Origin of the sequence: Streptomyces sp. NPDC057438 (assembly GCF_042802995.1) — a bacterium.
Classification (GTDB): Bacteria; Actinomycetota; Actinomycetes; order Streptomycetales; family Streptomycetaceae; genus Streptomyces.
Map to the genome: position 1 here is coordinate 1 of NZ_JBHVDD010000109.1, position 19,842 is coordinate 19,842.

The following is a 19,842-nucleotide window of genomic DNA, read 5'->3' on the forward strand; positions in this document are numbered from 1 at the left end:
CCCCGGACCCTCACGGGTTCCGGGGCGAAGGGCCGCGCGGCGTGCAGCCCGGCGTGCCACGTCAGGAGTGGTCGCCCTCCCCGGGGCGGCGGCGCGCCCGGTGCCAGGCCACGCCCAGGGCTCCCGCGACGAGCGCGGCGCCGAGGCCGATCTCGTGCGGGTCGAAGCTCGCGACGGTGCCGCCGGCGCCGGCGTGGGAGCCCCGGGTGGGATGGTGGGTGGGGTGATGCGTCGGGTGGCCGGAGGCGATGGTGAGGTCCGTGCGGCCGCTCTCGTCGCCGCACCGGAACGACACCTCGTACACCGTGCCGGGTCTGGCGTCCCGGTCGACGGTCGCGGTGGCCGAGGAGTGGCCCCGGGGGATGACGACGGCGTCGAAGACGCCCGAGGAGACGGTCGTCCTGCGGTGGCAGCCGTCGACATGCAGGAGCACCTGCCCGCCGGGGGCGACCGTCGAGGGCACGACACCGAAACCGAACGACGTGATGTCGTCGGCCCGCGCCGCGTGCGCGGCGGGAGCGGTGAGGGAGAGGGCGGCCACGCCCAGCAGAGCGGCCGAAGCGACGCGTATCGCGCGCATGATGAGCCTCCGGGTCCCCGAGGAGCCTGCCGCGGACCGTTTCCGCCTGCGTCTGAAATGCACCTCGATGACCGAAACGCTAGGAAGGCGCGCCCGGTGGCGCGATCGCAGTAGCGCGAATGGGGCACGCCTGTGCTCCGCACAGGGGACCGGAACGTGTCACGGCCGGGGGGCGGGCGCGTCGTGCCGCCCGTCCCCCGGCCGCCCGACCGGACGTGTCGACCGTCCCCTGCTAGCCCGCGCTACTCGCCCGCGTTCGGGAACAGGCTCAGGAACGGATCGGCCGTGGCCGACAGGCCCCGGCTGTAGGGCGCGTCGAAGTCCCAGACGAGGAACAGCAGGAACGCGATGAGGGCGGAGAACAGGCCGGCGAGGATCAGTTCGCGCGGTGTGCGCCGGATCTGCAGGGCGAACACCATGCCGACCGTCACGACGGCCCCGATGATCAGGCCGAACCAGACCACGCCGGGCATCGTCTCGCCGGTGGAGTCGGCGCGGCTGCCGCGCGCGGCGTCGGCCGTGGCCACCTGGTCGAGCAGGGGCTGGTAGGCCTGCGCCTCGAAGTCGTCGCGTGGCTGGTAGTCGGTGACGTCGTGCCGGACGGTCTCGAACAGCTCGGTGCCGCGCTCGGTCACCTCGCCCTTCTCGGCCATGACCTCCCACTCGGTGGACACGACATGGCCGACGTAGGCGTCGATGTCGCCGCGGATGCGGTCGCGCACGTCCTCGGGGTACACCCGCACCCGCTCGCTGATCTCGTGCAGGGCCTGCGCCTCCGCCTGCACCTGGTCCTGGGCGGCGCTGCGGGCCTCCCAGACACCGGCGATGGCCAGGCCCAGCACGATGGCGTACACCACGCCGATCATCATGGTGATGTACTCGATGACGTCCGGGGTCTCGGACGGGTCCTCGTCCGCCGGCGCGGCGTGGTGCCGTACCAGGGCCACGATCAGGACGACCAGACAGGCCGCCCCCATCGCGAGGGTGAGAACAAGCCATTCCGACAAGAGGTTCCTCCAGGGATCAGCGCGGGCGCAGTGCGGCGGCGGCGAACACCGCGGGCACGGTGACCAGCAGGGCGAGCGAGACGAGGGACGGACCCGAGCGCTTGGCCGCGGAGTGGGACGGGGCCCGGTACGGCGGATAGCTCACCGGGGTCGGCGAGACCTCGGGGCGGACGCTGGGCGCGGGGTCCGGCTGCGCCTTCGGCTTCGGCACGGGTGTCGGGGTGGGGGCGTGCCGGGGCGCCTCGGTGACGGGCGGCGGGGGAGGCGGTGGCGCTGGCCTCGGGGGCGGGGTGGGCTTCGGGGCGGGCGGGGGGTCCGGAGCGGGGTCCGGGGTGGGCGTGGGCGACGGTGGCCTAGGCCGCGGCGGGGGTGTCGGGGTGGGGGACGGCTCCGGCGGGCACGACGGCGGCGGTGGGGGCGGGGGCGGCGGGGTCGGCGCGCAGGAGCCGGTCCCCCCGACCGCCACGGCGAGCGCGCCCCCGCCGCCCGGGCCGACGTCGGCGTACGCGCAGGCGTCGGCGACCGCCGGGCCGCTCGGTGCTCCGGCGAGGAGCCAGGTCAGTGCGAGCAGGGCCGACAGCCGTAGGGCGAGAGCGGATCGGGTCCGCTGGGGTCCTTGCACGTCGCAGATCATCCGTGCTCGCGCGCCCGCGTACGCGGGAGCACGGGCGGATTGCTCCGGACGGGGGAAAAACGGACCTCGAAGGTTTGAGTGCGGATGCCCTGCGCTGACCCCGTTTTCGACACCTCCGCAGGCGGACGACCGGTATCGCGTCACAGCCTTCGGAAAGAAATTCGCGCCACGTTGAACACTTCGGCCACTCCCGCCCGTACCTAGGACCAGCAAGCGGCGCACTAGGCGCTGCAACACCCACCGGATACACGGGGAGTTGGAATGAAGACCTCCTGGCGGAGCGCCTCGCTCGTAGCGACAGCTGCGGCTGTACTGGTGCTGACGACGGCGTGCGGTCAGGAAAAGGGGTCGACGTCCTCGCAGAACGTGGGCGCCGCTTCCACGCCGACGCTCGGTGCCGGCACCATCGCGGGCACAGGTACCGGTACGGCCGGTGTCGGCGCGGCCGGTTCCGACACGTCGGACCAGGCCCAGTCCACCACGGCGGCCTCGGCGGGCCAGCTGACGGTGTGGAACAGCGACGAGTTCGGCAAGGTCCTCACGGACAGTTCCGGCCGCACCCTGTACCGCTTCGACAAGGACTCCTTCGAGCCGCCGAAGACGACCTGTGAGGGCGAGTGCGCCGCCACCTGGCCGCCGGTTCCCGCCTCGGGCGCCACCGCCGCCGAGGGTGTCGACCAGGCCCTGCTCGGTGAGGTCAGCCGTCCCGACGGGACCAAGCAGCTGACGGTCGCCGGCTGGCCGATGTACTACTTCGCCAAGGACACCAAGGCCGGTGACATCAAGGGCCAGGGCGTCAAGGGCTCCTGGTTCGCCTCGGCGCCCAACGGCAAGAAGGCCTCCACCAAGGGCGGCGGTTCCGGCGGCACGGGCGGCACGGGCGGAGGCGGTGGCGAGGCGGTCGGACAGGCCGGCCTGACCACCCGCAACGACGCCAAGCTCGGCGAGATCGTCGTCGACAAGAACGGCATGACGGTCTACCGGTTCCTCAAGGACAAGCAGTGGCCGATGTCCACCAAGTGCACCGGCGCCTGCCTCGACAAGTGGCCCGTCGTCGCCCCGGTCGACAAGAACGACACCAAGGGCATCCTGCTGAAGGGCTACACGGTCTTCGACCGTCCTGACGGCCTCAAGCAGCAGACCATCAACTGCATCCCGCTCTACACCTTCGCCAACGACAAGTCGCCCGGTGACACCAACGGCCAGGGTGTCGGCGGTACCTGGTTCGCCATCAACGGCGACGGAGAGCCGATCGGCGCGCAGAAGTAAGGACACCTTCCCCAGGGTGGACCGCCTCGCCATTCACATCGCCGCACGCGGAAGGGAGTGGACGAGAAAAGAGTGCCGGACGCACCACATCAGCGCGGCCGATCAGGTCCGCCCCCTCCGCACCGCACGGAGGGGGCGGACCGCTTGGCATGCCCGGACACACCCGAACGGGGGTGTCCGGGCGCGGTGTTCTCCGACCGCCGGCAACGCCGCCGACCGAACAGGCGTGGCCGGGGCGCCGGTTGGGCAGGCCCCTCCGCGGAGATCTTGAACGGACGGTCAATTTCCGTTTTTGCTCGCTCCTTCGGCGGACGATCAGTAGCCTCAGCTCGAACACCGGATCGCCCACGCCACCCCCGAAGCGTTGGAGTACACAGATGGAGCGTCCCGCCTGGGCGCCGCGGAGCATCGACATCTCGATGCCGTCCGTGGCACGCATATACGACTACTACCTGGGTGGTTCGCACAATTTCGAGGTGGACCGGGAAGCGGCCCGCAGGGCCATGGAGTTCGTGCCGGGCCTGCCCAAGATCATGCAGGCGAACCGCGCGTTCATGCGCCGCGCCGTGCGCTTCGCGGCCGACACGGGCATCACCCAGTTCCTGGACATCGGATCCGGGATCCCCACCTTCGGAAACGTGCACGAGGTCGCCCGGGAGGCCAGCCCCGGCGCACGGATCGTCTACGTCGACCACGACCCCGTCGCCGTAGCACACAGCCAGGCCGTTCTGAAGGGGGTCGACGGCGTGGACGTGGTCGCGGCCGACCTCCGCAAGCCCCGGGAAATCCTCGAGAGCCCCCGTGTCCGGCAACTCATCGACCTGAACCGGCCGGTGGCGCTGCTCCTGGTTGCCATACTGCACTTCGTGGAGGACACGGACGACCCGTACGGGGCGGTGGCGCAGCTGCGCGACGCGCTCGCGCCCGGCAGCCTGATGATCGTCTCGCACGCCTGCAGCGAGGGAATCCCGCTGCCCGCGGAGCGGGCGGCGGCCATGGTGGACGTGTACCGGAACATTCGCAATCCGCTGACCATGCGCTCCTCCGACGAGGTCGCACGGTTCTTCGAGGGGTACGACATGGTGGAACCCGGAGTGGTGCCGATGGCGAAGTGGCGGCCCGACACGGCTTCCGAGGACGAGGATCCGTACGCCTACGCGCAGTTCGCCGGCGTGGGGACCAAAGCGTGAGGGCGGAGCCGGACGGGCCGGAGGACAGACTCCGCCGGTTCGCGACCATCTGGAGCCGCGCGGTCTTCCCCGCCACCTCCACGTCGCTGACCCGCCCCGAGTTCGAGGAACGACTGCTGCCGCTCGCCCGCAGCCTGAGCGAGGCACTGCGGGCCAGGACGTACGACGCCGAGGCGGGCAGGGCCGTCGGCGCCGCCCTCGTCGAGGCGCACTGCACCGAACCCGACGCGCTCAGCCAGGCCCTGGACTGCGTCGACGCCTATCTGGTGCTCTACTGCGGCGGCGACGGACCCCAGGAGGACCTGCGGGCCCGTGCCGGGCGGCTGCAGTCCGCGATGGCCGCCGGGTTCGCCGAGGCGCTGCGCCGACGGACGCTGGCCGAGCAGGAGGCCATCGCCCGCGCCGCGCTGGAGGCCCAGGGCGCGGTCGCCCTGGCGCTGCACGCCACCGAGGCCCGGTTCCGCGCGGTGTTCGAGGGCGCCGCCATAGGCATCGGCATCGCCGACCTCGACGGCAACATCCTCCAGGTCAACGGGGCGTTGCTGCGCATGTTCGGGGTCACCGAGCAGGCGATGCGCGGGCGCCGCGTCCCCGAGTGGAAGCACGCCGAGGACGCGCCCCAGGTGTGGCGCCTCTACGACGAACTGGTCGGCGGCGAGCGGGAGCACTACCACACGGAGAAGGCGTTCCACCGGCCGGACGGCACGGTCCTGTGGACCAATCTGACGGTGTCCCTGCTGCGGGACGCGGACGGCCGGCCCCAGTACCAGCTGGCCCTCATGGAGGACACCACCGAGCGCCGGCTGCTCAACCTGCGCCTGCGCTACGAGGCCACCCACGACGCGCTCACCGGACTGCCCAACCGCACCCTGTTCTTCGAACGCCTGGAGAAGGCGCTCGCGGCGGGCGACGGGCAGCGCTTCGGCCTCTGCTATCTCGACCTCGACGGCTTCAAGACCATCAACGACAGCCTCGGACACGCGGCCGGCGACCGGCTGCTCGTCGAGGTCGCCGACCGGCTGCAGTCCTGCGCGACCGCGCCCGGAGAGATGGTCGCCCGGCTCGGCGGCGACGAGTTCGTGGCGCTGACCACCGGTACCGACACCGAGCGCGAGGTCGACGATCTCGCCGACCGCATCATGAACGCGCTGGTCACCCCGGTCCGCATCGAGGGCCGTGAACTGCTGGTCCGCGGCAGCATCGGCATCGTCGAGGGCCCGGCGGGGGAGCGCGGCCCGGCGGAGGTGCTGCGCAGCGCCGACATCACCATGTACCGGGCCAAGTCCGCGGGCGGCAACCGCTACGAGGTCGCCGACGCGGAGGCAGACGCCCGCGCCATCACCCGGCACGGGCTCACGACGGCGCTCCCCGCCGCCCTGGACCGGGGCGAGTTCTTCATCGAGTACCAGCCGCTGGTCCATCTCGGCGACGGCACCGTGCGCGGCGCCGAGGCACTGGTCCGCTGGCTGCATCCGCAGCACGGAGTCCTCGGCCCCGACCGCTTCATCCCGCTCGCCGAGCGCACCGGCCTGATCGTCCCGCTCGGCCGCTGGGTCCTGGAGCAGTCGGTGCGCCAGGCCCGCGCATGGCAGGAACGCCACGGCGGCACACGGACGACCGGCCCGCTGCGCGTCAACGTCAACCTCTCCCCGTGCCAGCTGACCCACCCAGGGCTGGTCCAGGACACGGTGGACATCCTGGAGCGCGCCGGGCTCGAACCGGACGCCCTCTGCCTGGAGGTCACCGAGTCCGCCCTGATCGGCGCCGACGACGACCTGCTCAAACCCCTGCGCAGGCTCTCCGAGATGGGCGTCGACATCGCCCTCGACGACTTCGGCACCGGCTACTCCAACCTCGCCAACCTGCGCCGGCTGCCGGTCCGCGTCCTGAAACTGGACCGGTCCTTCACCCAGAGCATGCAGCAGTTCCCGGCCGACCCCGTCGACCTGAAGATCGTCGAGGGGATCGTCTCCCTGGCCCACAGTCTCGACCTCGCGGTCACCGTCGAGGGCGTCGAGACCGGTGCCCAGGCCGAGCAGCTGCGCATACTCGGCTGCGACACCGCCCAGGGCTGGTACTACGCCCGCCCGGGCCCCCCGGACCGCCTCCACGAACTGGCGCTGGTGGACGCGACGGGGTAGGGGGCCTTTCCGTCGCCGGGCCCTTCTCGGGGGGCGCGCAGCGCCCTTGAGGGGCGCGGGGCTGTATCGATGTGCGGCTCCGCCGCGCGGGCGTGACAAGCCACGACGCACCCGCAGCCCCGAACGGCGCTCACCACCAACGGCGAGACCGGGCCCGGCAACCCACCCTCACCGTTCCACCAACATCCGCTGCAACTCCCGCGCGGCCCGAGGCGGAGCCACATCGCTGCGGTGCGCCAAGGCGATCACGCGATGCAGGCCGGGCCGGGCCAGCGGGGTGACCCGCAGGCCCCGGCCGGCCCCGGTGGCGACCATGCGCGGGACCACGGCCACGCCGAGACCGGCCCGGACGAAGCCGAGGACCGCGTCCATCTCCCCGCCCTCGACCGCGAAGTCCGGCTCGAACCCCGCGGAGCGGCACGCGGCGACGGTGAGTTCCCGCAGGTCGTAGCCGTGGCGGAACATCACAAGGCGCTCGCCCTCCAGGTCGGTGACACGGACCGTCCGGCGGCCGTTGCCCGGCCTGGGCGCATCCGGCGAGGAGACCACGACCAGGTCCTCGCGCAGCAGCTCCACCGTGGTCAGGGCCGGGGAGGCCGTCGGGAGCGGGAGGACGACCAGCGCCAGGTCCAGGGCGCCGCGCGCCAGCTGCCGTACGAGGTCGTGCGAGCCGCCCTCCTCGATCAGCAGCCGGATGCCCGGGTAGCGGTCGTGGAAGGCACGCAGCACGTCCGGGAGCAGGCCCGTGCACAGGCTCGGGGTCGCGCCGAGCCGGACCCGGCCCCGCCGTAGCTGGACCAGCTCCTGCACCTCGTGCCGGGCGGTGTCCGTGTCGGCCAGGATGCGGCGGGCCAGCGGCAGCAGCGCCTCACCGGCGTCCGTCAGCGTGATGTTGCCGCGCGCCCGCCGGAAGAGGTCCGCGCCCAACTCCCGCTCCAGGGCCTTGATCTGCTGCGACAGCGACGGCTGCGCCACATGGACCAGCTCGGCGGCCCGGGTGAAGTGCCGGGTCTCGGCCACCGCCACGAAGTACTGGAGCTGCTGGAACTGCACCCCCTCACGATACGCGACGATAGGACCTAGCTATCGAAACGAGCTGTTTCATGTCTTGGACCGATGGGGCGTCGCGGTTCTAGCGTCTGTTCCATGGCACTGGCAACGCGGACGGACCGGGCGGAACGGACGGAACGAAAACCGTCCTTCGCGCGCTCGGCGTGGGACAGCTCCCTCGGCAAGAAGACGGTGATGGCCGTCAGCGGACTGATCATGCTGGCGTATCTGGTCGCCCACATGCTCGGCAACCTCAAGATCTTCTTCGGCGCCGGCGAGTTCAACGGCTACGCCCACTGGCTGCGCACCCTCGGCGAGCCCTTCCTGCACCACGAGTGGGCCCTGTGGATCGTCCGCGTGGTGCTGGTCGCCGCGGTCGTCGCCCACGCCACGGCCGCCTACCAGCTCAGCCGCCGCGACCTGCGGGCCCGGCCGAGCACGTACGTGCACAAAAAACGCCGGGCGAGCTACGCGACCCGGACCATGCGCTGGGGCGGCGTCATCCTCGCCCTGTTCATCGTCTGGCACATCCTCGACCTGACCACCGGCACCGCCCACCCGGGCGGCTTCGAGGCCGGACACCCGTACCAGAACGTGATCGACACCTTCTCCACCTGGTACGGCAACGTCGTCTACATCGCCGCGGTGCTCGCGCTCGGACTGCACGTCCGGCACGGCTTCTGGAGCGCCGCCCAGACCCTCGGCGCCGGCAGCCGCACCCGCGACCGGGCCCTGAGGACCACCGCGAACGTCCTGGCCCTGGTGCTGACCGCGGGCTTCGTCTCCGTACCCGTCGCCGTCATGACCGGAGTGGTGAGCTGACCATGACCACGTCCACCGCTTACACGGACTACGTGACCGGCGCCCCGGTCGTCGACGGCAAGGCCCCCGAGGGGCCGGTCGCCGAGCGCTGGGACCGGCGCCGCTTCGAGGCCAGGCTGGTCAACCCCGCCAACCGCCGCAAGCACACGGTGATCGTCGTCGGCACGGGCCTCGCGGGCGGCTCGGCCGGCGCCACGCTCGCCGAACAGGGCTACCACGTCGTCCAGTTCTGCTACCAGGACTCCCCGCGCCGCGCCCACTCGATCGCCGCCCAGGGCGGCATCAACGCGGCCAAGAACTACCGCAACGACGGCGACTCGGTCCACCGGCTGTTCTACGACACCGTCAAGGGCGGCGACTTCCGGGCGAGGGAGTCGAACGTCCACCGCCTCGCCCAGATCTCCGTCGAGATCATCGACCAGTGCGTGGCCCAGGGCGTGCCCTTCGCCCGGGAGTACGGCGGACTGCTCGACACCCGCTCCTTCGGCGGAGTCCAGGTGTCCAGGACCTTCTACGCCCGGGGCCAGACGGGACAGCAGCTGCTGCTCGGCGCCTATCAGGCCCTGAGCAGGCAGATCGCGGCGGGAAACGTGGAGATGCATCCACGCATCGAGATGCTCGACCTGATCGTCGTCGACGGGCGGGCACGCGGGATCGTCGCGCGGGATCTGATCACGGGGAGGATCGACACGTACTTCGCGGACGCCGTGGTGCTGGCGAGCGGCGGATACGGGAACGTCTTCTACCTGTCGACCAACGCCATGAACTCCAACGCGACCGCCGTGTGGCGGGCGCACCGGCGCGGCGCGCTGTTCGCCAACCCGTGCTTCACCCAGATCCATCCCACGTGCATCCCGCGCACCGGCGACCACCAGTCCAAGCTGACGCTGATGAGCGAGTCGCTGCGCAACGACGGCCGCATCTGGGTGCCGAAGGCCCAGGGAGACACCCGCCCGGCGAACAGGATCCCCGAGGACGAGCGCGACTACTACCTGGAGCGGATCTACCCCGCCTTCGGCAACCTCGTCCCCCGTGACATCGCCTCCCGCGCCGCGAAGAACGTCTGCGACGAGGGCAGGGGCGTCGGGCCCGGCGGGCAGGGCGTCTACCTCGACTGCGCCGACGCCGTCGCCCGCATGGGACGCAAGGCCGTGGAAGCCAAGTACGGCAACCTCTTCGACATGTACCAGCGGATCACCGACGAGGATCCGTACGAGGTTCCGATGCGGATCTACCCCGCCGTGCACTACACGATGGGCGGGCTGTGGGTGGACTACGACCTGCAGACCACCGTCCCCGGCCTGTTCGCGATCGGCGAGGCCAACTTCTCCGACCACGGGGCCAACCGCCTCGGCGCGTCCGCGCTGATGCAGGGCCTCGCCGACGGGTACTTCGTGCTCCCGGCCACCATCAACGACTACCTCGCCCGGCATCCGGAGCAGGACGGCATCGGCCCCGAACACGCCGTCGTCCAAGAGGTGCTGGCCGAGACCGAGGACCGGCTGAACCTGCTGCTCGCCGTCGACGGCGACCGCACGCCCGACTCCTTCCACCGCGAACTCGGCGAACTGATGTGGGAGTTCTGCGGGATGGCCCGGACCGACAGCGGCCTGCGGAAGGCCCTGGAGCGGATCCCGCAGATCCGCGAGGAGTTCTGGCGGCGGATCAAGGTCCCGGGGACGGGCGAGGAGTTCAACCAGTCCCTGGAGAAGGCGAACCGCATCGTCGACTACCTCGAACTCGCCGAGCTGATGTGCCTCGACGCGCTGCACCGCGCCGAGTCCTGCGGCGGCCACTTCCGCGAGGAGTCCCAGACCGCCGACGGCGAGGCGGAGCGCCGCGACGAGGAGTTCTCGTACGCCGCCGCCTGGGAGTTCACCGGCACCGGCACGGCACCCGTCCTGCACCGGGAAGACCTGGTCTTCGAGTACGTCCACCCCACCCAGCGGAGCTACGCATGAAGCTGACCCTGCGCGTCTGGCGCCAGCGGAACGCCGACGCCGACGGCGCCATGTCCACGTACGAGGTGGACGGCATCTCGCCCGACATGTCTTTTCTGGAGATGCTCGACACGCTCAACGAGGAACTCATCCTGCGCGGTGAGGACCCGGTGGCCTTCGACCACGACTGCCGTGAGGGGATCTGCGGGGCCTGCTCGCTCGTCATCAACGGCGACGCGCACGGGCCGGAGCGGACGACGACCTGCCAGCTGCACATGCGGTCCTTCTCGGACGGCGACACGATCGACGTCGAACCCTGGCGGGCGGCCGCCTTCCCGGTGGTCAAGGACCTGGTGGTGGACCGGTCGGCGTTCGACCGGATCATCCAGGCCGGCGGGTACATCACCGCGCCGACCGGCGCCGCGCCGGAGGCACACGCCACGGCCGTCCCGAAACCGGACGCGGACCTCGCCTTCGAGCACGCGGAGTGCATCGGCTGCGGGGCCTGTGTGGCCGCGTGCCCGAACGGCGCGGCGATGCTGTTCACCTCGGCGAAGATCAACCACCTGAACGTGCTGCCGCAGGGCGCGCCCGAGCGGGAGACGCGGGTGCTGGACATGGTGGAGCGGATGGACGAGGAGGGGTTCGGGGGGTGCACGCTGGCGGGTGAGTGCGCCACGGCCTGTCCCAAGGGGATTCCGCTGATGTCCATCACGAGCATGAACAGGGAATGGCTGCGGGCTGCCCGGAAGGCCGGGACGCGGTAGGCCGCGATGCGGCAGGGCCGGTCGACACGGGCCTGCCGGGCGCCCCGTGCCGGGGCAGGGAACGTTCGCCGACAGGTGCGGACGGGCGGGGCCGGGCGTGGTGCTCTCATCCGGCCCCGCCAGGCTTTCGTCACCGTCGCGACACCCGCCGGTCGGCGGAGCCGGACGCCCCGGACACCCGGTCCGAGCCGTTCAACCGCTCCACATCCGGGCTCTCGCGACCGGTCACGCGGGTGTCAGCCGGCGCCGGGAGAACTGGGGCGGCGGGCCGCACGTCCCCAGGTCCGCCCTGACGCCGCCGAGTCGGCCCGTGACCAGGAGATGCCATGACCGCCTCCACCCTCGACAGCCCGCCCCGGCCGACGGCCCCCACCCGCTACACCGTCACCCTGGCCCGCGGCGAGGAGGACGTCCGCGCCGCCCAGCGCCTGCGGCACGATGTGTTCGCCGGGGAGCTGGGGGCCCTGACGGCGTCGCCGCAGCCGGGACTCGACATCGACCCCTTCGACGCCTACTGCGACCACCTGCTCGTCCGGGACACCCTGACCGGACAGGTCGTCGGCACCTACCGGCTGCTGCCGCCCGAACGGGCCGCGGTCGCCGGACGGCTGTACTCCGAGGGCGAGTTCGACCTCGGCCGGCTCGACGCGATCCGCCCCTCGCTGGTGGAGGTCGGCCGGTCCTGCGTGCACCCCGACCACCGCGACGGCACCGTGATCGGCCTGATCTGGGCCGGCATCGCCCGCTACATGGTCCAGGGCGGCCACGAGTGGCTGGGCGGATGCTGCTCCCTCCCGCTCACCGACGGCGGAGCCCTCGCCGCGGGCACCTGGGACCGGGTCCGGGCCAGGAACCTGGCGCCGGAGGAGTACCGGGTACGGCCGCTGCTGCCCTGGGTGCCGAAGGGCGGGGCGGCACGGGGCCGTACCGAGCTGCCGCCGCTGCTGCGCGGCTATCTGCGCCTCGGTGCCTGGGTGTGCGGCGAGCCCGCGCACGACCCGGCCTTCGGGGTCGCGGACCTGTACGTGCTGCTGTCGATGCGCCGGGTCGACGCCCGTTACCTGCGGCACTTCCTCTCCCTCGTCCCGGCGGCGTGAACCGGTGAGCGCATGGCTGCCCAGCGCGCCCTGCAGCCCGCGGGCGTGTGTGGCGGCGACCGGGCCGGGCGCCGGCCTGCCCCGGGCCGTCGCCCGGTTCGCGGCGGTCGTGGCCCTGGTCGCCGTCGGGGTGCTGGTGAGCCTCGTCGGCCTGCGGCTGCCGTCCGGCGTCGTGCGGTGGTGGAGCCGGTGGGTCGTGCGGGCCTCGGGGGTCCGCGTACGGATCTCCGGCGTCGCACCGCCCGCCGGCGGACTGCTCCTCGTCGCCCACCACGTCTCCTGGCTCGACATACCGCTGCTCGGGGCGGTGCGTCCGGCCCGGATGCTCGCCAAGGCGGACATCCGGGCGTGGCCGGTCGCGGGCGCCCTCGTCGCGCGGAGCGGGGTGCTGTTCATCGAGCGGGACCGTATCCGCGCGCTGCCGGAGACCGTCGCGCGCGTCGCCGGGGCCCTGCGCGGTGGTGCGGCCGTCGTCGCCTTTCCCGAGGGGAGCACCTGGTGCGGCCGGGCACAGGGCCGCTTCCGGCGGGCCGTGTTCCAGTCCGCGCTCGACGCCGGCGTGGCCGTGCAGCCGGTACGGGTCCGATACCGGTGCGCCGGGGGCGGGGCGAGCACCACGCCGGCGTACGTCGGGGACGACGCGCTGCTCGCTTCGGTGTGGCGGGTGGTGTCGGCGCGCGGGATCGTCGCCGAGGTGGACGTACGGCCCGTCATCGCCCCGGGCCGCCACCGCGACCGTCGGGCCCTGGCGCGGGCCGCGCAGACGGCGGTGATCGACGTGGCGGCCATGGTCGAGCACGCGCCGGACGCCCACGGTGGTCGTGCCGTGAGCCGTGCGAGGGTCAGTTCCCGGTGAGCGGGCGGCCGAGGCCCGCGATCCGGGACAGCCTCCGGTACGAGTCCAGCAGCGCCTCGCGGTCGTGCGTGCTCGTCGTGACCAGGACCTCCCGGGCGCCCGTCTCCTCGACCACCGACTCCAGTTCGCGCGCCACCTGTTCCTCCGTGCCGTACATGTGGCCGGTCAGTCCGGACTCGTAGAAGCTGCGCTCCCTGGCCGTCATCGGCCGCCGCTCGACCTCCTCCGCGGGGGCGAGCGGCGGGAACGTGCCGTGGGTGCGGGAGTACGCCATGGCCCAGGCCTCCGGGAGCAGCAGCCGGCGGGCGTCCTCCGGGGTGCCGGCGACGGCGATCGTGCCGGAGACGACGACGTACGGTTCCTCGGCCCACGCGGACGGGCGGAACCCGGCGCGATAGCGGTCGACGCCCCGCCGCACCCTGTCTCGGTCGCGGAGGTCGCCGATCACCATCGGCAGGCCCGCCCGCGCGGCGATGTCGGCGCCCTCGCCCATCGCCAGCACGAACGGGGGCACGGTCAGACCCTCCGGGGGACGAGCGTGCACCCCGGTCGGGGAGGTCCCGGCGAACCAGCCGAGCAGCTCGGCGACCTGGCCCGCGAAGTCCTCGGCGTCGTCCTTGTCCCGGCCCAGCGCGCGGCGCACGCCGTCCGTGAAGCCGACGGAGCGGCCGAGCCCCATGTCGATCCGGCCGGGGAACAGGGACTCCAGGACGCCGAACTGTTCCGCGACGATCAGCGGGCGGTGGTTGGGGAGCATGACTCCGCCGGTGCCCACGCGGATCGTGCGGGTGGCCGCCGCCACGGCGGCGGCCAGCACGGTGGGGGCGGAACCGGCCACGCCGGGTACGCCGTGGTGCTCCGACACCCAGAAGCGGTGGAAGCCGAGCCGCTCCGCGTGCCGGGCCAGTCCCACGGTGTCCCGCAGGGCCTCGGGCGCGCTGTGGCCCTCGCGGATCCGGGAGCGGTCGAGGACGGAGAAGCGGGTGGCGGCGAGTACGGAGGTCACAGGGGGTTCAACGTTCTGGGGGCGGGGGGATTCCCGGGCCCCACGCGCCGAGCCGCGCCCGGAAGGGTTCCGGGCGCGGCTCGGTCTGGTGCGGTCAGGACTCGCTACGTGCGGCCGATGGTGATGCCCTTCGTGGTCGCGGCCGTCTTGTTCTGGTAGACGACCGTGCCGTCGGACTTCTTCCAGATCTTGATCTGGAAGGTGTCCGGGCCGTCGGTGGCCGTGACGCGGAAGAGGTAACCGCCCTTGCCGTTGACCGTGCCGTAGCCCTGGAGGACGGCCTCGGAGCCGTTGACCACGAGCCATTCGGTGCTGGTGGAGCGGAACTTCAGCTTGGCGCCGGCGAAGTCGAACGCCACCTTGCCGGACGGCTTGGTGCCGCTCTTGCCGTACGCGGCGGAGAAGGAGAAGTCCGCCTTGCCGGTCAGCTTCGGGCCCGCCGGGTAGGCCCCGGCCGGGGAGGTGAAGCTGCCGTCACCGGTCGCGCCACCGGCCTTGCGGTCGAAGACGACCAGCTCGGCGACGGTGTGGCTCACCGAGGCGCCGTCGTCGTCGGTGACGGTGATCACCGGGGCGTAGAGGCCGGCCGTGCGGTAGGTGTGCTCGGCCTTGCAGCTGCCGGCCGTGACCTTGCCGGCCGCCGGCCGGGAACCGTCCTTCCAGTCGATCCGGCAGGTGTGCCCGTCACGGGTGCCCGCGTCGGTGAACTTGACCCGGACCCGGGTGACCTTGCCCGTCTCCACGGTCTTCCCGCTGGTCACCGATGTGATCTCCGGGGCGGCGTTGGTGACGGTGACAGTGGCCGTGTCGGAGCTGCGGCCGCCGGTCAGGGTGACCTCGTAGGTGCCGTTGTCCGAGCAGGTGACCGTGGTCCTCGCGGACCCGGCGTCGGCGAAGACGCAGGGCGCGCCCTTCTCGGCCGTCCACCGGGCGGTGCCCGCGCCGGAGACCGTGCCGTTCAGCCGGATCTCGGCGCCTTCCTTGCCGGAGACGTCCGCGCCGGCCCGGGCGATGGTGACCGGGTCGATGCTCTCCAGGGTGGGGACGACCTTCTTCAGCAGGCCGTCGGCGTCGAACTCCAGCTTGTCGATGGTGGTTTCGCGGTGGGTGCCGTCTCCGCCGGGGATGGCGAAGCGGTGGTAGGCGATGTACCAGTCGTCGGTGCCGGGGACGTGGACCACCGAGTGGTGGCCGGGGCCCTTGACGCCGAGCGAGAGGTCCTTCTCCAGGATCACGCCCCGCTTGGTCCAGGGACCGGTGGGCGAGGAGCCGGTGGCGTAGGCGACCCGGTAGTTCTCGTCACGTGTGTCGTTCTCCGACCACATGAAGTAGTAGGTGCCCTTGCGCTTGATGACGAACGTGCCCTCGTTGTAGCCGCTGGGGGTGATGTCCGAGATCTTGGCGGAGTCGAACGACACCATGTCGTCGTTCAGCGGGACCACGTAGGCGCGGCCGTTGCCCCAGTAGAGGTACGACTTTCCGTCGTCGTCGGTGAAGACCGCCGGGTCGATCATCTGGCCCGGGAGCATGCCGGCCTTCAGCAGCGGCTTGCCGAGGGCGTCCTTGAACGGGCCGGTGGGCGAGTCGGAGACCGCGACACCGATGTTCGCGTCGGCGCAGAAGTAGAAGTAGTACTTGCCGTTCCGCTCCTCCATCGCCGGCGCCCAGGCCCTGCTGTCCGCCCAGGAGACGTCCGGACCGAGGTCCAGGATGACGCCGTGGTCCTTCCAGTTGACCAGGTCCTTGGAGGAGTACGCCTTGAACTGCGTACCGCTCCAGCCCTCGAAGCCGTCGGTGGTCGGGTAGATGTAGAAGGTGTCACCGAAGCGGACGATGTTCGGGTCCGCGTTGAGGCCGGGCAGCACCGGGCTCTTGAGCTCGCGTGCCGACACCGTCCAGGTGCGCTTCTTGCCGTCGGAACCGGTGACCTCGTACGTCACCGGCTTGGTGAAGTTCTGCGCGGTGCCGGAGGCGGGGCTGATCTTCGCGCCGTGGGCGAGGGTGAACTCCGGGGCCAGCTTGGTCAGATCGGTGCCCGGCTTCATCGGCAGGGTGACACGGCTGCCGGCGTCGTCGATGACGGCGTCCGTCTTCTGCGCCGGGTGGGTCACCTTGGCGATGCCCGTGGTGTTGCCGCTGATCTCCAGCACCTCGGCGGCCGTCAGGGCCCGGTCGTAGATCCGGAAGTCGTCGACCTCACCGCCGAAGTACGGGTCGGGGGAGTACATGGACCGGCCGATGTAGCCGCTGTAGTTCTTGTTCGCGTCGTACAGGTCGGACGGCTTGACGGAGACGTCGGTGGCGCGGGACACCTCGACGCCGTCCGCGTACAGCACCGCCGTCTTGGCGCCGCCGTCGACGGTGACCGTGACGTGCTGCCACTTGCCGGGGGTGAGCCGGGCGCCGGACAGCTTCTTCTCCGCGCCCCAGCTCGCCGCCGTGATGGCCGAGTAGAGGGACGAGGAACCGTTCGAGGGGCTGGCGAACAGGTACTTGTTGCTGTCCGGGCCGAGGCCGAACAGCCACTGCCAGTTGTCGCCGCCCTTCCACTTCGCGTACGTGGAGACGGTGACGCTGTCGGCGCCCTTCAGCACGCCGTTCGGGATCCTGACGTAGGGCGAGCTGGAGCCGCTGTCGCCGCCGGACATCTTGAACGAGCCGCCGTCGACGCCGGTCGCGAAGTCGGGGGTGCGGACGTAGGTGCCGTGGTAGCCGTGGCCGCTGGAGTCACGGGCGATGCTGCCGCCGGTCTCGTCGAAGCCGTAGTGCACGAGCAGGTCGGCCGGGACGTCCGGGCCCTCGGCGGAGACCGTGACCTCGGCACGGACCTCGATCGCGGAGTCGCCGGGCAGGTCGCCCTTCACCGTGAAGGTGCCGGCCTGCGCGTACTGGGAGGGGTCCACGTCCGCCCAGGTGACGGCGACGGGCCGCTTCGCGCCGTCGGCGAACTCGGCGATGACGGTGGCCGGCAGGACCGGGGCGTCACCGGTGCGGGTCCGGACCTTGACGTCCTCGACGGCCGTGACGATGCCGTCCGGCTGATAGGTCTTCAGCAGCCGGTCGTACTCGGCCTGGGTGACCGGGAGCACGGTGCCGTGCCGGGGCTTGGACGGCAGGTCGTAGTCGGTGGACGGCGTCCAGACGCCGGAGTCCAGGTCCTTCGTCTCGAAGGGGATGTAGCCGCGGCCGCCGAACTCGTCCAGGAACGCGTACCACTTGTCCTCGGTGTTCGACTTGAACACCAGCGGGCCCTCGGCGGCGCTCATGTGGCCCTTGCCGATGCCCTCGGAGACGGCGGTCCAGGAGAGGTTGCGGAGCGTGTCGCTCTTCTCCTCGAAGATGAACTTGCTGTTGGGGGTGGAGGAGGAGTTGTTCCGCTCGTCCTTGGAGAGGCGGTAGTACTCGCCGTCGTGCTGGATGACGGTGGAGTCGATGACGGAGTAGCCGCGGTCGACCCAGACCTTGGGCTCGCTGAACGTGTAGAAGTCACGGGTCGTCGCGTACATCATGCGGTTGTACGTGTCGCCGGAGTGGGCCTCGTTGTCGTACAGCTTCGACGCCCAGAACACGACGTACTCGCCGCGCTGCTCGTCGTAGTACGCCTCGGGGGCCCAGGTGTTGCCGGCCGAGTCGGGGGAGACCTTCACCAGGCGCTGGTTCGTCCAGTTCACCAGGTCGGTGGACTCCCAGACCATGATGGACTTGCTGCCGGTGCGCTGGGAGGCGTCCCAGTCGCCGTTGCCGTAGATCTTCAGGTCGGTGGCGATCTGGTAGAACTTGTCGCCCTCGGGGGAGCGGATGATGAACGGGTCGCGCAGGCCCTTCTCGCCGAGCGTGGAGGTCAGGACCGGCTTGCCGTCGTTCAGCTCCCGCCACTTCAGCGGGTCGTTGCCCTTGCTGAGGGCCGCGTACAGCTGCTCGCCGTCCGAGGTGCCCTCGCCGGTGAAGTAGCTGAACATGTAGCCCTTGAGGGCTTCCTTCTTGGGCAGTTCCGGCACCTTCGCGGTGAAGGCACGGGTGGTCTTCGCGTCGCCCTTGGTGACCGTCGCGGTCAGCACGACGGTCGTGTCGCCGTCGCCGTGGGCGGGACGCTTCACCACGCCGTCCGCGGAGACTACGTCCGCGTTCGCGGAGGACCAGGAGACCTTCGTACCGAAGCCGCCGTCGCCCGGGAGCGTGAGGTTGCCGCGGACGTCGTCGAGGTTGTGCACCGTCAGCGCCTCGGCGGCCTGCTTGACGGCGGTGGTGTCGTCGAACGTCGGCAGGACCGTGACCTCGAAGGACTTGGTCGCGCTCGCGGGACCCTTCTTGAGGGTCGCCGTCAGCGTGGCGTGGCCGTTCGGCTCACCGGCGGCGGGGCGGGTCACCGCGCCGGAGTTCGAGACCACGCCGGTGTTGTCGCTCCTCCAGGTGATCGTGGAGCCCCCGGCCGTACCGGTCTTCGGCAGGGTCAGGTCGGCGGTCACCGCGCTGGTGTCGCCCAGGGTGAGGGCGGCCTTGTCGGCGGCGAGGCCCTCCTCGGCGATGGGGAGCGCGAGCTGCTCGACCTCGGAGCCGGCGAGCGCGCGGTCGTAGACCCGGAAGTCGCGGATCTTGCCCTTGAACAGCTTGTCGCCGGTGTAGACCGACTTGCCTATGTAGTTGGCGGTCGTGGTGCCCGAACCGATGGACCCCGGGGTGGTGGTGACCGACGTGTTGCGGCCGACCTCGGCGCCGTCCTCGTAGAGGACGCCCGTGGTGCCGGTCTGGGTGTAGGTGAGCTGCTTCCACACCGAGCGGCTCAGGTTGTGCCCGTCGGAGGGCCGGGTGTTCTGCTCCGTCGACCAGTTGCCCGAAGCGATGGCCGTGCGCAGGGAGTTGCCGGTGGCGAAGAGGTAGCCGTTGCCCGCGCCGCTGCTGGTGTTGCCGAAGCCGTAGATGAAGTACGGACCGGTCTGCGACTCGTCCATCAGCACGTCCATGGACACGCTGATGGAGTTCATGCCCTTCATGACGTCGTTCGGCACCTTGATGTAGGTGTCGGACCCGTTGAAGGAGAGGCCCTGGCCGTCGCCCGTCCAGCCGGCGGTGCCGTTCACCGTGCCGTCACGGCCGTGGCCGGAGGCGTCGACGGCCTTGGTGCCGGAGGTGGCGTCGAGTTTGTACCAGAGGGCCAGCCCGTCGGTGAGGCCGGCGTCGTCCGCGGCGGCCTGGGCGACGGGCCCGGCCAGTCCCAGGACGAGTGACGCGGCGGTCAGTCCGGCGAGCGGACCCGCCCAGCGTCTCGCGCGGCCGCGCAGACGTTCGATGTGCGTCATGTCGAGTTATCCCTGCTGAGAGCACGGCTGATGAAGGGGTGGCGAAGGCAAGGTGAACGCAAGGGGGAGGGGTCGGGCAGAGGCGGGAGCCCTCGCCCCGGGCATCCCGCTGTTTCGACCATGTGACGTCGTGTTGCGAGAGTGTCAATCGGCGTGTGGTGAAGCGTCAAGAGGTATCGAACAATG

At 71.3% G+C, this 19,842-nt stretch carries 14 protein-coding genes; 8 read left to right on the top strand and 6 right to left on the bottom strand.

From position 1 onward, the window contains the following. Positions 1-61: 61 nt before the first annotated feature. From ACFU5F_RS37335 to ACFU5F_RS37345, 3 genes are all read right to left on the bottom strand, one after another. Positions 62-580 (bottom strand): hypothetical protein, encoded by a 519-nt coding sequence (locus tag ACFU5F_RS37335; protein WP_383897467.1) that lies wholly within the window; start codon positions 578-580, stop codon positions 62-64. Positions 581-822: 242 nt separating this feature from the next. Next, positions 823-1,587 carry a hypothetical protein gene (locus ACFU5F_RS37340; RefSeq protein ID WP_383897469.1) on the bottom strand — a complete coding sequence of 255 codons (765 nt, stop codon included), beginning with the start codon at positions 1,585-1,587 and terminating at the stop codon, positions 823-825. A 16-nt stretch (positions 1,588-1,603) separates the two neighbouring features. Next, positions 1,604-1,798, bottom strand: a complete 195-nt coding sequence (locus ACFU5F_RS37345) for a hypothetical protein (RefSeq protein WP_383897472.1) — start codon at positions 1,796-1,798, stop codon at positions 1,604-1,606. 684 nt (positions 1,799-2,482) lie between these two features. On the opposite strand from ACFU5F_RS37345, the gene ACFU5F_RS37350 reads away from it, so the two are divergent. From ACFU5F_RS37350 to ACFU5F_RS37360, 3 genes are all read left to right on the top strand, one after another. Continuing rightward, positions 2,483-3,490, top strand: a complete 1,008-nt coding sequence (locus ACFU5F_RS37350; RefSeq protein ID WP_383897474.1) for an SCO0930 family lipoprotein — start codon at positions 2,483-2,485, stop codon at positions 3,488-3,490. A gap of 377 nt (positions 3,491-3,867) precedes the next feature. Further along, positions 3,868-4,680 carry an SAM-dependent methyltransferase gene (locus ACFU5F_RS37355; RefSeq protein ID WP_383897477.1) on the top strand — a complete coding sequence of 271 codons (813 nt, stop codon included), beginning with the start codon at positions 3,868-3,870 and terminating at the stop codon, positions 4,678-4,680. Then, on the top strand, positions 4,677-6,821 hold the full coding sequence (locus ACFU5F_RS37360) for a putative bifunctional diguanylate cyclase/phosphodiesterase (RefSeq protein ID WP_383897478.1): 2,145 nt from the start codon (positions 4,677-4,679) through the stop codon (positions 6,819-6,821). The genes ACFU5F_RS37355 and ACFU5F_RS37360 overlap by 4 nt, the downstream gene beginning before the upstream one ends. Positions 6,822-6,989: 168 nt before the next feature. On the opposite strand, the gene ACFU5F_RS37365 is transcribed toward ACFU5F_RS37360, so the two are convergent. Next, positions 6,990-7,874 carry a LysR family transcriptional regulator gene (locus ACFU5F_RS37365; RefSeq protein ID WP_383897480.1) on the bottom strand — a complete coding sequence of 295 codons (885 nt, stop codon included), beginning with the start codon at positions 7,872-7,874 and terminating at the stop codon, positions 6,990-6,992. A gap of 93 nt (positions 7,875-7,967) precedes the next feature. On the opposite strand from ACFU5F_RS37365, the gene ACFU5F_RS37370 reads away from it, so the two are divergent. From ACFU5F_RS37370 to ACFU5F_RS37390, 5 genes are all read left to right on the top strand, one after another. Continuing rightward, positions 7,968-8,693: a succinate dehydrogenase gene (locus ACFU5F_RS37370; RefSeq protein ID WP_383897482.1), complete on the top strand. Its 726-nt coding sequence runs from the start codon at positions 7,968-7,970 to the stop codon at positions 8,691-8,693. Positions 8,694-8,695: 2 nt separating this feature from the next. After that, the gene (locus ACFU5F_RS37375) at positions 8,696-10,654 is read left to right on the top strand and encodes a fumarate reductase/succinate dehydrogenase flavoprotein subunit (RefSeq protein WP_383897484.1); all 1,959 of its coding nucleotides are present in this window, start codon (positions 8,696-8,698) and stop codon (positions 10,652-10,654) included. Continuing rightward, the gene (locus tag ACFU5F_RS37380; protein ID WP_383897485.1) at positions 10,651-11,400 is read left to right on the top strand and encodes a succinate dehydrogenase/fumarate reductase iron-sulfur subunit; all 750 of its coding nucleotides are present in this window, start codon (positions 10,651-10,653) and stop codon (positions 11,398-11,400) included. The genes ACFU5F_RS37375 and ACFU5F_RS37380 overlap by 4 nt, the downstream gene beginning before the upstream one ends. A gap of 326 nt (positions 11,401-11,726) precedes the next feature. Next, positions 11,727-12,497 carry a GNAT family N-acetyltransferase gene (locus ACFU5F_RS37385; protein WP_383897487.1) on the top strand — a complete coding sequence of 257 codons (771 nt, stop codon included), beginning with the start codon at positions 11,727-11,729 and terminating at the stop codon, positions 12,495-12,497. Between the two features lie 4 nt (positions 12,498-12,501). Continuing rightward, complete coding sequence (locus ACFU5F_RS37390; RefSeq protein ID WP_383897488.1) at positions 12,502-13,353, top strand: lysophospholipid acyltransferase family protein; 852 nt, start codon at positions 12,502-12,504, stop codon at positions 13,351-13,353. Here ACFU5F_RS37390 and ACFU5F_RS37395 read toward each other — a convergent pair. Beyond that, positions 13,340-14,359, bottom strand: coding sequence for an LLM class flavin-dependent oxidoreductase (locus ACFU5F_RS37395; protein WP_383897490.1), 1,020 nt, complete (start codon positions 14,357-14,359; stop codon positions 13,340-13,342). The two genes, ACFU5F_RS37390 and ACFU5F_RS37395, sit on opposite strands and share 14 nt — an antisense overlap. A gap of 104 nt (positions 14,360-14,463) precedes the next feature. Next, the gene (locus tag ACFU5F_RS37400; RefSeq protein WP_383897492.1) at positions 14,464-19,656 is read right to left on the bottom strand and encodes a family 43 glycosylhydrolase; all 5,193 of its coding nucleotides are present in this window, start codon (positions 19,654-19,656) and stop codon (positions 14,464-14,466) included. Positions 19,657-19,842: the final 186 nt, after the last annotated feature.

What these genes read in the sequence shown, in the direction of transcription:
- ACFU5F_RS37375 (WP_383897484.1), top strand. Translation starts at nt 8,696, where the DNA reads ATGACCACGTCCACCGCTTACACGGACTACGTGACCGGCGCCCCGGTC.
- ACFU5F_RS37355 (WP_383897477.1), top strand. Translation starts at nt 3,868, where the DNA reads ATGGAGCGTCCCGCCTGGGCGCCGCGGAGCATCGACATCTCGATGCCG.
- ACFU5F_RS37370 (WP_383897482.1), top strand. Translation starts at nt 7,968, where the DNA reads ATGGCACTGGCAACGCGGACGGACCGGGCGGAACGGACGGAACGAAAA.
- ACFU5F_RS37380 (WP_383897485.1), top strand. Translation starts at nt 10,651, where the DNA reads ATGAAGCTGACCCTGCGCGTCTGGCGCCAGCGGAACGCCGACGCCGAC.
- ACFU5F_RS37350 (WP_383897474.1), top strand. Translation starts at nt 2,483, where the DNA reads ATGAAGACCTCCTGGCGGAGCGCCTCGCTCGTAGCGACAGCTGCGGCT.
- ACFU5F_RS37385 (WP_383897487.1), top strand. Translation starts at nt 11,727, where the DNA reads ATGACCGCCTCCACCCTCGACAGCCCGCCCCGGCCGACGGCCCCCACC.
- ACFU5F_RS37335 (WP_383897467.1), bottom strand. Translation starts at nt 580, where the DNA reads ATGCGCGCGATACGCGTCGCTTCGGCCGCTCTGCTGGGCGTGGCCGCC.
- ACFU5F_RS37400 (WP_383897492.1), bottom strand. Translation starts at nt 19,656, where the DNA reads ATGACGCACATCGAACGTCTGCGCGGCCGCGCGAGACGCTGGGCGGGT.